This window comes from Candidatus Liberibacter asiaticus, assembly GCF_000590865.3.
Classification (GTDB): domain Bacteria; phylum Pseudomonadota; class Alphaproteobacteria; order Rhizobiales; family Rhizobiaceae; genus Liberibacter; species Liberibacter asiaticus.
The window spans coordinates 535278-547445 of sequence record NZ_CP010804.2 but is presented as its reverse complement, the minus strand read 5'-3'; the positions used below and the strand labels follow the sequence as shown (position 1 = coordinate 547445).

Genomic DNA, 12168 nt, shown 5'->3' with positions numbered 1-12168 from the left:
GAGGAAAAAATTTTTCAAAATAATTATTTTTTATACCTATAATAATTACATAAGATATGGTTTTATATTTATATAGTCGTATTTATAACTATTATCCCTGTACTAAACGCTCTAATGTATTGTGATCTTGATGATTTCAAGATAATTATGTATTGGGAATGGCAGTGTGTAAGAATCATGCAGTTCAAGCTATCGCCAAATTAAAATTCATTATTCTAAGGAGAATTATTAATGACATTGAAAATTCGTCTTGCTTGTGGAGGATCCAAAAGTCGTCACCATTATCGCATTGTGGTTGCTAACTCCCGTAGTCCACGTGATGGAAAATTCATCGAAAAACTTGGAACTTGGAATCCAACTTTACCAAAAGAAAATCCGTTGAGATTCACAATGAATTTTGAACGCATTCAACATTGGATGAGCAAGGGTGCACAGCCAACAGATCGTATTCTTTTTTTCTTGGATAAAGCAGGGTTGATTAAACGCTCCCCTCAAAATAATCCCAAAAAATCCCAACCTAAAAAGAAAGCACTAGAGCGTCTTGCGTCCAAGAAAAATGCAGATGAACATGCTACCACGTAAGTGTGTTCTAACACTATAATTCAGATAAATGCTTAGATTTTTAGAATATTTGAAACTCCAATTTGATTTAATGTGTGCATACGGTATACGCCATGGTCAAACTTGACAAACTAGTTCTCATGGCTACCATTGGCACTACCCACGGGTTGAATGGCGAAGTGTACATCGATTCATATGCAAATAATCCCATTGATTTAAATCGCTATGTTTTGTATTCAAATGACAATCGAGAACTCAGAATATTAAAGATGTATCGTAAAAACAAGAGATTCATCGCTACGTTTAGTGGAATTGATAATATCCATTCTGCGTCCGAGCTCCGTGATCTAAAACTATATGCTAAACGCCAAGACTTCAAAGATGAAGAATTAGAAGAAGATGAATTCTTCAATACTGATCTAGAAGAAATGGAAACGTTTGATCGCCAAGGTAAGTACTGGGGTCAAGTGTGTGGAGTTTATAATTTTGGTGCCGGGTCCATACTTGAGATCAAAAATACTATGGAGAAAACCTTTTTGATACCCTTTACTAAATTTGCGGTACTGGAGGTCAATTTACAAGAAAACAAAATATTAATTGACCCTATTGCTGCAGGATTAAATAATACGACTATGAAAAATCCGCAATACGACTGTCCGCTAGACTCGGCTGGGAAAAAATCATGACTTTTCATGCGAGTATCCTCACCCTTTATCCAGAAATGTTTCCAGGTCATTTGGAAAAATCCGTAGCAGGGAAAGCACTCGCATGCAACTTATGGTCAATGGATGCAATACAAATACGCAATTTTTCCACGGATCGACACCACAGCGTAGACGATACTCCGGCAGGTGGTGGAGCAGGTATGGTACTTAGAGTAGATATCTTGGGTAAAGCCATTGATCACGCAGTATCTCAATATACGCACGAAGATATTCCCCGAATACTCATGAGTCCTCGCGGTAAAACCTTAACACAAAAGCGCGTACGACAGCTTTCGCAGAAACTTGGCGTCATTATCGTATGTGGACGTTTTGAAGGAATTGATGAACGTATTATTGAGGCACGTGATCTTGAAGAAATTTCTGTAGGAGATTATATACTCTCTGGTGGAGAGCCTGCTGCCCTTATCTTACTTGACGCTGTGGTACGCCTTCTCCCTGGAGTTTTAGGCAATCAACAATCAACGATTCATGAAAGCTTTGAAAACGGATTATTGGAATTCCCTCAGTATACTAGACCACAAATATGGGAAGGATTGGCAATACCTCCTATCCTTAACTCTGGTGATCATGAAAGAATCAAGAAGTGGCGCAAAGAACAATCCTTTGCGTTAACAAAAAAACACAGACCTGATCTTCTTTCAAAGAAAGGTACGCTCAATACACAATAATTTTACAGAAATAAATATGCTAAATTGCGTATTAGAAAATAAATTCGATAAATATCATGATAATTAATGGAGGAAATAAATGAATATAATTGATGAATTAGACCACGAAGAAATGGTTCGAATAGAATCAAAGAGAAGTCTACCTAAATTCTCTCCAGGAGATACTCTATGTGTTAAAACAATTATTACAGAAGGTGATAAAAGTCGAATTCAAGCTTATGAAGGAGTATGTATAGCACGCTCTGGACGCGGAATTAATAAGAATTTTACTGTGCGAAAAATTAGTTATGGAGAAGGTATGAATCGCTTGTTTCCTCTATATTCCCCAATGATACAAGATATTACTGTAATACGTCGCGGAAAAGTCCGTCGTTCCAAGCTATATTATCTACAAGATCTTCGCGGGAAAGCGGCACGTATTAAAGAAAACACTGGAAAACGTGCAAAAGCACTCAATGAGGAAGTACGTAGAGCAGCTCTCCCAGAGAAAGAAATGTCTAAGTAGCATTCTCAATTATTTGAGCAAAGAATTTTTGTGCAGGAATAGAATTTTTGAGTCTCTGACGTCTGTATTGCATCAAAAATATGTTCTTGCATCCGTAAATATATTTTATGGTGATCTTTGCGTAGGCTATTTGATCTTCTCAATGTACGCGAAGAAAATTACAATATTTTTGACAAAGACGAGCATTTACAAAATAGGAAAAAATCCATATGAAACAAGCAGATATTGGAATAATTGGCCTTGGTTCTATGGGATCGAATCTTTCTTTAAATATTCTTGACAAAGGTTTTCGATTAGCCGTCTACAATAAAGATTTTGAATTAACAGATGTTTTTATTAAAAAAATATCTGGATTATCTCAAAAAGTTATCGTCACCAAAAATCTTGAACAAATGGTAGAAGCAGTTTGCAAACCTCGCAAAATACTTATGATGGTAACTGATGGTGATCCTGTCGACCAATTAATAGATAAATTAAAACCACTATTATCTCCTGAAGATATTCTATTAGATGGAGGAAATTCTCATTTTTGCGACACGCAAATACGCTCCTTACAATTAAGCGAAAAGGGAATTTATTTTATCGGAATAGGAGTGTCAGGCGGCGTAAAAGGTGCAAGATCTGGAGCATCACTCATGGTAGGAGGGAATGAAAAAGCGTATAACCGTGTTGAAAATATTCTGTTATCTATATCAGCAAAATATCAAAATAGCCCTTGTTGCGCCTTGCTAGGACCCGATGGATCAGGACATTTTGTCAAAATGATTCATAACGGAATTGAATATGCAAATATGCAATTAATAGCGGATATTTACGGGATTTTAAGGGATAGCCTTAATAAAAATCCCTTAGAAATCAGTCATCTTTTTTCAAAATGGGATACAGGAAAACTCAGTTCATATTTGATAAAAATCACCGCTGAAATACTATCGTCCTCTGATACTATAACTGGCATGCCGATAATTGATGTAATTTGTGACAAAGCATCTCAAAAAGGCACAGGTATCAGATCCATTATTGAAGGACATAAATTATCTTCATCCATGACAATTACGGAAACGGCAATTTTTGCTCGCAACCTTTCTCTATATAGGGACGAGAGTAAGAAAATGCAGTCGTTTTTCAATCCCTCTTCCCATTTTCCTCTCAAATGTTTTGATAGTTTCGTAAAAGATTTGGAAAATGCTCTCTATGCATCTACCATCCTTTCCTTTACACAAGGATTTTGGGTAATAGGAAAGTCGTCAGAAAAATACAGTTGGAGTTTATCACTTGCAACAATAGCGCGTATTTGGCGTGCAGGATGTATTATTCGCTCGCAAATTCTTAATGATATTGTAAAAAGTTTAACAGAAGATCCTAGTAGCACCAATCTTCTCAATATTCCAAGCATTTCAGAAAAAGTGAAAAAAACAATACCTTCATTAAGACGCATCGTAGTCACTTGCACAGAAAATGGATATCCAGTTCCAAGTTTGTCAGCAGCTCTTTCTTATTTTGATACTTTTATACATGATCGCGGAACAGCCAACTTAATACAAGCGCAACGTGACTTTTTTGGTTCCCATGGTTTCGATAGAAAAGACAAAATATCGGAACCTCATGGGCCTTGGCAAAAAGTAAGCACGGAATCCTAAGAACAGTTCTTAGCTATTGAATTAGACATACTCCTCATTAGTTGGAAATAAAGTTCAGGTCCTTCTGCGATCAACATTCCTTCTGGATCAAGAATTGCCGACATAACTCCAGTATCATTTGTTATAGACCTTATTATCTTGGAATCAAATTCTGGACCATAAAATAAACAAGAAATTTTATCCGAAATAATTTTACTTCTAATATTTCGTAAAGATGCAGCACCCATAAAAACCGAATGAGACATAGGAAAGGTAACAATACTAAGATTATAGTGAGATGCAAAATACCGATATGCTTCATGGAAAACTATGATTTTCTTTTTTTCGACTGGTTGCAATATACTATGTAGTTCTTTATCCAATTGGGATAACTGATTCTTAAATTCTTCTTCATTTTTCTCGTAAATTATCTTATTACGAGGATCCTTCTTAATAAGTTCCATAGCAATAACATGAGCGATATATTGAACATTGAGAGGATTCAGCCACAGATGTAAATCATCTGCTTCACTATCGTGAAAGTGGGAATGGTTATCCCGCAATAGAATCCTATGTAAATCAGGAGAATGCGAAAGAGTAACTACGTTGGATTGTTTATTTAAAGAATGCAATGGCTTAACTAAAAAAGATTCCATTTCTGCACCGAGCCAAAAAATAATATCAGCATTCTCCAACATCATCGCCTCTGATATACGTAAGCTATACTCATGAGGCGAACTGGCACCTTTAACAAGCAAAGCAGGAGTACCTATCCCTTGCATAATGCAAGATACTATCGAATGAATAGGCTTAATAGAGACAACCACTTGCAAAGAACCTGCTCTAGCTACACTAGACAATATAAAAAAAAGAAATATAAGTATTATTAAAAAATTTTTCACGATGCGGAACCCTCATTAAGCTGCCACTTTTTGTCGATATCCGAATACTTTTCCCCGTAATAAATGTGATGGAACATAACCGGTCATGTCTAACGCCCTATCTATTACGCCCTTGATCAGCTTGTCTAACACCAGCTTTCATAAAAACGGATATAAGATTTTACAAGACATTAACTTCACTATTAAACCAAATGAAATAGTAACACTAATAGGACCCAATGGTTCTGGAAAATCGACAATTGCCAAGCTTATCACGGGGATAATCAAGCCTACTATAGGCAGCGTAAAACGCCATCCTCAACTGATTGTAGGATATGTTCCACAAAAAGTCACCATAGAAAATACATTACCTCTCAGTTTGATGCGATTCATGACACTTTCCATGCCCTCTTCACGAGATGATGTTTTGCAAATATTAGATAGAGTTAATCTAATAGGAAAATATAATAGAAATATAAAAGATCTTTCAGGAGGAGAATTCCAGCGGGCTCTTCTCGCAAAAGCATTACTGCGCAAACCTAATCTATTAGTTTTAGACGAGCCATTACAAGGCATTGATTTTCCAGGAGAATTATCTTTATATGAATTGATAACATCGGTGCGTCAATCTACTGGTTGCGGAATATTACTCATATCCCATAATTTACATATGGTCATGGCCTCCACAGATACAGTTATATGCCTAAATAATCGTATTTGTTATCAAGGCCCTCCTCAAACCATCAAGGATAACGCAGAATACATCCGCCTCTTTGGAACACGTGCAACAGAAATATTAGCTATTCATAATCACAAACATGATCACTAAAATACAACGGTAATATCAATCCTCTTTCCAACGAACGGAAAGGCATAACAAATGGAATCACATAATGTATAATGAATTCTTCATTCGTGCCCTGTTTTCTGGAATTGGCATAGTTCTCTCTACTGGACCGCTTGGATGCTTTATTATCTGGCAACGCATTGCCTATTTTGGGGATACAATAGCACACTCAGCACTCTTAGGCGTAGCTCTTTCACTGATCTTTCAACTACCACTAACCATATGTATATTCATGATAGCCACTTTAACATCGCTCGTTTTACTACAAATTCAAAAAAATGAAGCTTTATCTTCTGATGCTATTCTTGGGGTTATTACTCATTCAACAATATCTCTTGCCCTTGTCATATTATCTTTTATGAAATGGGTAAATACCGATCTAACTAGTTTCTTGTTTGGTGATATTCTGGCAGTGAACACAACTGATATCTTGCTTATCTGGGGAATAGGATTTTTGAATATTATGATACTATTCAAAATATGGAAACCCCTATTAGCAACCACCGTAAACTATGAACTCGCAAAAGCAGAAGGTATGCAACCGGAAAAAATAAAATTAATCTTTATCATGATAACCTCACTGATGATCTCTGTTTCCATAAAATTCATTGGCATCACACTTATAACATCCCTTTTGATATTACCCACAGTTACAGCGAGACGCTTTTCAACATCTCCTGAAAACATGGCTATATTGGCAACAATCATTGGAATTTTAGGAATAATCATTGGCCTTTATGGATCATTAATTTTTGATACCCCTTCTGGACCATCTATCATCATTACCTCTTTATTCTTATTTATATTAAGCTTTTTCTATAAAAAATAACTGAAATATTTTAAATATTTGCATTTTTATGTTGAATCACATATCCCACCTCTTGTATTTCAAACCTCTATTAAATAGGATAGCCAAGCGCCTTATACAGAAATTGGTTATAAATTTTTAGAGGGAATCTAAATGACAAATACAAGAGATAGAGTTCTTAACGAGCTCATGAATATGGAGTATGTGGCACAGTACCATTACATGCAAGCAGCCGCTTGGGCTGCATCTCATAATCTTGATGGGTGTTGTAATTTCCTATTGAAACATGCAATGGAAGAACACTCTCACGTCATAAGGATATTCAAACATTTAACAGATTTAGGTGTAGAAGCAAAGTTCTCTAGCATTGAAGCGCCTGTGATTAGTGCTAATGACGTCGAAGGACTTTTCTCGTTAATGTACGAGCATGAAAACAAAGTAACAATTGCATACGATGATGCTATCGAAACTATCCTAGCAGAAAAGGACCATCAAACCTTCCAGTTCTTGCAATGGTTTGTGAAAGAGCAGCATGAAGAAATGGCTTTATTCCGTCGGATACTGGATAAAATTAGATTAATAGGATCTGGCCCTCATTCTCGCTATATGTTCGATCTGGAAATAGAAAAAATTGCAAACAAAAGTTGATTGTTTAAATTTTTCGTGCGTTCAGTATACTTTATATCCCTCCTTCCTCTTTTTTTTTAAATAACAAGGAATGTCGTGTACATAGAAACGACATGGGGGGATTTTCCTGCAATTGGATCTGTCTTTTAGTGATCTTTCATAGTATCAATGATACTCAATATTGCCGGACCGATAATGACAAGAATTAAAACAGGCAGGAAGAATATAATCATGGGAACAGTGAGTTTAGGCCCTAATGAGGCGGCCTTCTTTTCCGCTTCCATCAAACGTTCTGATCTTGTTTCCGATACCAGAACCCGCAAAGAATCACCTATTGACGTTCCATAGCGATCAGATTGGATCAAAGCCTGTGTCGCATTTCTCACGCAATCCATTTGAGTGCGATTATAAAAGTTTTCGAATGCCACCTGTCTGTTAGGAAGAAATGAAAGCTCCGCTATAGTCAACAGCATTTCTTCAGAAAGCGGAACTGATTGTCCCCCTATATCTTCTGCAACACGACGAAGAGCTTGATCTATCGAAATCCCCGATTCAACACATATCAACAATAAATCAAGAGCATCTGGCCAAGCTCGTTTTATAGAAGACTGTCTTTTTTGAACTAGATTAGAAATCCATACACTCGGAGCACAAAATCCAACATATCCTATCAGGATGACAGCCCCCACACGAAGTTGAAAAGGATATTCAAGAAGTTTATCATAACCGAATATCCATATTATTCCTAAAATAAGAAAAATAATTGGAACAACCAAGCGCACGACCAATAAAATATTCAACGAATATTCTGATCGAAAACCAGCAGCACGCAACTTATTTACTATATTTTCATCTACTAGAATAGCTTTCAAATTAAGCTTTTTCACAAAGTTTCGCAAAGACTTGCTATCACGAGTACGTAATCGAGAACTGGCAGAATCCTTCTGTAAACTCGTAATTTGTTGTTTACGTAAAATTTCCCTTTCAACAGCAACAGATTTCATGCGTTTTTCTAGTTCACCACTACCTAAAGATGGAATAACCACTGCATAAATCAACGAAAAAATCGAAACCGCAGTTGTTATAGCAACAGCAAGTTCGGTGGCATCAAACAGATCAAAAAAGTAATGAGGCATTTCAAATCCTATAGATCAAACATCAAAGTTAATCATAAGCCGCATAACCATAATACCTATCAACATGAAAGCAGCTGCTACTCCTAAAAGCATATGTCCTCTAGGATCATTAATAAGCACATTCATATATCCTGGAGATGTGAAATACACAAGAGTGGACACACAAAAAGGCAAAGATCCTATGATCCATGCTGAGGCTTTCGCCTCCATAGAAAGAGCTTGAACTTTGGCTTTCATATTTTTTCTATCACGCAAGATTCTCGATAAATTAGCCAAAGCTTCTGAGAGATTACCTCCTAATTGAGACTGAACAGAAATAACTGTTGAAAAAAAAGAAACTTCTTGAAGTGGCATATAGCGAACCATACGAGAGATACTTTCAGAAAGACTCAATCCTAAATGTTGTGTTTCAATAACGCGACGGAACTCTGATCGAACAGGATCAGAAGACTGACCAACAATAACAGCAACAGCATCCGAGACCGGCAATCCGGCACGCACCGATCGGACAATAATATCTAGAGCATTGGGAAAATCATCTAAAAATTTAGCTGTTCTTTTCTTTATTAAATGTTTCAAAAAAAAACGCGGGAAAACTAGCGCAGATGACACAGATACACATAAAAAAGTAAAAAAACTACTTGATAGAGTTAACGATAAAACACCGCATATAAACCCTATAACACAACTACCAATGTAATAATGTTGCTTTGAAATAGGAAGACCTGAACAAGATATCAAAGAATCTATACTCTTGGTATTACCGATCTTTGCCTTGTGATTCAGCTCTATCTTTTGTATTGCTTCCCGCAATTCTTTACGCCGTTTTGTATTAGCAGTAGGAATGACTCTATCAGCCCTTACAACCTTTGCATTATCCTGTGACTTAGAATCACCTGGATTTATCACGTTATAGAATATTGCATATAAAAAACAGAATACTGAAACAGTAATCAATCCCACTAAAAACCAACTATTTACATCAAACATCATCAACCTCTCTACAATGCACGACTCTGTTTCTCCAGAGATTGAAGAACTTCCGCTAAATTCTTTTCCTCTCCATATTGAGCTGCTCTATTCCAAAATCGTGGACGAGAAACACCAGTGCTAATATGCTGGCCTATTAATTTCCCCGTTTCATCTTCTCCCATAACCTCATATTTAAGCAGATCTTGAGTAATGATCACATTCCCTTCCATCCCAACAATTTCACAAATATTCGTAATCCTTCTAGAACCATCTCGCAAACGCTGTGTCTGGACGATTACATCCAAAGAAGAAGTTATAATTTCTCTCACCATTTGAGATGGCAAAGTAAATCCTCCCATGGCAATCATTGCTTCCATCCTACCAAAGCTCTCACGAGCATTGTTAGCGTGAATAGTTCCCATAGACCCATCATGCCCTGTATTCATTGCTTGCAATAGATCCAATACTTCTGGACCACGCACCTCTCCTAAAATGATACGTTCAGGACGCATACGCAAACAGTTCTTTACCAAATCACGCATGGTTATTTCTCCCTCACCTTCAATATTAGGAGGTCGTGTTTCCAAACGGACTACATGTGGCTGTTGAAGCTGAAGTTCTGCTGTATCCTCACAGGTAACTATACGTTCATCTTTATCTATATAACGAGTCAAACAATTGAGTAGTGTTGTTTTCCCAGAACCAGTTCCACCTGAAATCAAAACATTACACCTGATACGCCCTATGATTTGCAATAACCTTGCACCTTCAGCAGTCACAGCACCAAAGCTAACAAGATGATCTAAGGTAAGCTTGTCTTTTTTAAATTTACGAATAGTTAAAGTAGGTCCATCAAGAGCAAGAGGAGGAATAATGACATTTACACGGGAACCATCCAATAAACGAGCATCACATATAGGACTTGATTCATCCACACGCCGACCAACTTGATTTACAATACGCTGACATACCGAAAGAAGCTGCTCATTATCTCGAAAATTAATACCCGTTTCAACAGTTTTCCCATTAACTTCAATAAACACTTTATTTGAACCATTGACCATGATATCTGCAATATCATCTCGTGCGATAAGAGGCTGAAGCGGACCATATCCCAGAATATCATTACAAAGGTCCTCAAAGAGATCTAACTGCTCATCAAGCGACATGGTTATCTTTTTAACAGAAACAATCTCATTCATGAGAGTCGCTATTTCGTCCCTTGCCGATTGCGAATCGTATTGAGAAAGTTGAGTTATATCTATCATTTCAATCAAAGTTGTAAAGATAGTCGACTTAACTTCATAATAATGAGGAGTGCGATTCACAAAATTACCAATCTCACCTTCTGCAGAAGGTGACGATGATTGCAAATTTTGTTTTTGAATATTACTCGAGCTCACAACTACTTCTTGTGGTAAAGGATTATTATCTTCCCTCTTTACTGAGCCCATCAATTTCTTATCACGTCTTCCGAACATAGATGCATCCTATTATGAAAAGCACTTCATATTGAAAATTTTCTTGATCTTTGTATACATAGCACTTTGAGGTTTCGATACTGTTACCCGACCCATGAGAACGCGTGAAAAATCTACTAATAAATTCGCAATAGCAGATTTAGGATCGACTTCATGGATCATTTTACCTGAATTAGCTGACATACCAAACACAGCACCATCAAAAGGAATAATAGCAGAAGGAGTTATCCCTAATGGCGCACAAAAATCACTAATAGAAATTTCAGGTTTTTTAGGGGTCTTTACTTGATTCAGAACAAGATAAGGAGGTTTATCTGCCGGTCTCAACTTTTTCAAAACATCGATTAAATTTTTAGAATTTCGCAAACCAGCAAGGTCTAGCGAAGTGGTAATCACTACTTTATCACTTAGAGTAAGAACCTCCTGAGTCCAAGAATTCCAAACATGAGGAACATCAAGAATAACCAATGGAAAAATCTGTTCCAATATATCAAGTACTGGAACGATCATTTTTTCATCAAAATCATAAGTACGACTTAACATAGCTGGAGCCGTCAAAATTGAAAGATTCTCTGCATAAAACACAGGTAACCGACTAACAAACGCTTTATCAATTCTACCAACAGGATAAATAGCATCGGAAATACTATTTATAGGATCTTTATCAAAATTAATATTAGCAGTTCCATATGGAAGATCTAGATCTGCTAAAAGAGTTTCCATTGCAAAAACAGAAGCAATGCTAAACGCACAATTATGCGCTATAGTTGAAGAACCCACCCCTCCTCTAGATCCTATAAAAGATATAGAACAACCAGATGATCCTTTTCCTTCTTCTTGAGGAGTAAAAATTGCGCTAATGGAATTAATAATATCAGCAACAGATAAAGGTTCAATTAAATATTCAGATACGTGATTAGAAATTAATGCACGATAAAGCGATACATCATTCGTATCCCCTATCACAATCACTTTTGTGCCAGAATCACAAACCTCAGCCAAAGGTTCTAATGCAGATAGGACTTCCCTAGAATCCACTTTAGTTTGAACAATAATAAGATCAGGCGTAGAAGAATCAGAAAAGCAACTCACTGCTTCTGCAATCGATCCTCTAGTAATCCTCATATTAACCTGGCTCATCCGAGGATCAATTTTAGATCTTTCTACTACAGAATAGAGGGTATCAGTTACACAAAAAACATGAACAGATATACGTGGCAAAGAACACATGGACTCAGAGAGATTATCCTCATTCTCTAGAAAATCTGAATTATGTCCATCATATCCAATATTCATGCGCTTCTTTTCCCCTATCTAAGACATTCAATACCACTATTATTT

Annotated in this window: 13 protein-coding genes; 8 read left to right on the top strand and 5 right to left on the bottom strand. The window is 36.6% G+C overall.

Annotated elements, in window-relative coordinates; translation table 11 throughout:
• Window positions 1–231 precede the first annotated feature (231 nt).
• The 5 genes from rpsP (at window position 232) to gndA (ending at window position 4096) form a co-directional block, all read left to right on the top strand.
• The gene (gene rpsP / locus CD16_RS02485) at window positions 232–582 is read left to right on the top strand and encodes a 30S ribosomal protein S16 (RefSeq protein ID WP_015452449.1); all 351 of its coding nucleotides are present in this window, start codon (window positions 232–234) and stop codon (window positions 580–582) included.
• Window positions 583–674: 92 nt separating this feature from the next.
• Window positions 675–1247: a ribosome maturation factor RimM gene (rimM, locus tag CD16_RS02480; protein WP_015452448.1), complete on the top strand. Its 573-nt coding sequence runs from the start codon at window positions 675–677 to the stop codon at window positions 1245–1247.
• Window positions 1244–1954, top strand: coding sequence for a tRNA (guanosine(37)-N1)-methyltransferase TrmD (trmD, locus tag CD16_RS02475; protein ID WP_015452447.1), 711 nt, complete (start codon window positions 1244–1246; stop codon window positions 1952–1954). Before rimM ends, trmD begins: the two co-directional genes overlap by 4 nt.
• A gap of 79 nt (window positions 1955–2033) precedes the next feature.
• Window positions 2034–2459: a 50S ribosomal protein L19 gene (gene rplS / locus CD16_RS02470; protein WP_015452446.1), complete on the top strand. Its 426-nt coding sequence runs from the start codon at window positions 2034–2036 to the stop codon at window positions 2457–2459.
• A 209-nt stretch (window positions 2460–2668) separates the two neighbouring features.
• Window positions 2669–4096 carry an NADP-dependent phosphogluconate dehydrogenase gene (gndA, locus tag CD16_RS02465; protein WP_015452445.1) on the top strand — a complete coding sequence of 476 codons (1428 nt, stop codon included), beginning with the start codon at window positions 2669–2671 and terminating at the stop codon, window positions 4094–4096.
• On the opposite strand, the gene CD16_RS02460 is transcribed toward gndA, so the two are convergent.
• Window positions 4093–4977, bottom strand: a complete 885-nt coding sequence (locus tag CD16_RS02460; protein ID WP_015452444.1) for a zinc ABC transporter substrate-binding protein — start codon at window positions 4975–4977, stop codon at window positions 4093–4095. The two genes, gndA and CD16_RS02460, sit on opposite strands and share 4 nt — an antisense overlap.
• 85 nt (window positions 4978–5062) lie before the next feature.
• Between CD16_RS02460 and CD16_RS02455 the strand changes: the two genes are divergently transcribed.
• The 3 genes from CD16_RS02455 (at window position 5063) to CD16_RS02445 (ending at window position 7259) form a co-directional block, all read left to right on the top strand.
• Window positions 5063–5785, top strand: a complete 723-nt coding sequence (locus CD16_RS02455) for an ATP-binding cassette domain-containing protein (protein WP_015452443.1) — start codon at window positions 5063–5065, stop codon at window positions 5783–5785.
• A 64-nt stretch (window positions 5786–5849) separates the two neighbouring features.
• Window positions 5850–6632 carry a metal ABC transporter permease gene (locus tag CD16_RS02450; RefSeq protein WP_015452442.1) on the top strand — a complete coding sequence of 261 codons (783 nt, stop codon included), beginning with the start codon at window positions 5850–5852 and terminating at the stop codon, window positions 6630–6632.
• Window positions 6633–6764: 132 nt separating this feature from the next.
• On the top strand, window positions 6765–7259 hold the full coding sequence (locus CD16_RS02445) for a ferritin (protein WP_015452441.1): 495 nt from the start codon (window positions 6765–6767) through the stop codon (window positions 7257–7259).
• Window positions 7260–7384: 125 nt separating this feature from the next.
• On the opposite strand, the gene CD16_RS02440 is transcribed toward CD16_RS02445, so the two are convergent.
• From CD16_RS02440 to CD16_RS02425, 4 genes are read right to left on the bottom strand one after another with little or no spacing between them, the layout of a single operon-like run.
• Window positions 7385–8374 carry a type II secretion system F family protein gene (locus CD16_RS02440; protein WP_015452440.1) on the bottom strand — a complete coding sequence of 330 codons (990 nt, stop codon included), beginning with the start codon at window positions 8372–8374 and terminating at the stop codon, window positions 7385–7387.
• 15 nt (window positions 8375–8389) lie between these two features.
• On the bottom strand, window positions 8390–9364 hold the full coding sequence (locus tag CD16_RS02435; RefSeq protein WP_015452439.1) for a type II secretion system F family protein: 975 nt from the start codon (window positions 9362–9364) through the stop codon (window positions 8390–8392).
• Window positions 9365–9375: 11 nt separating this feature from the next.
• Window positions 9376–10827, bottom strand: coding sequence for a TadA family conjugal transfer-associated ATPase (locus CD16_RS02430; protein ID WP_015452438.1), 1452 nt, complete (start codon window positions 10825–10827; stop codon window positions 9376–9378).
• Between the two features lie 12 nt (window positions 10828–10839).
• Window positions 10840–12123 (bottom strand): CpaE/TadZ family protein, encoded by a 1284-nt coding sequence (locus CD16_RS02425; RefSeq protein WP_015452437.1) that lies wholly within the window; start codon window positions 12121–12123, stop codon window positions 10840–10842.
• Between the last annotated feature and the right edge of the window lie 45 nt (window positions 12124–12168).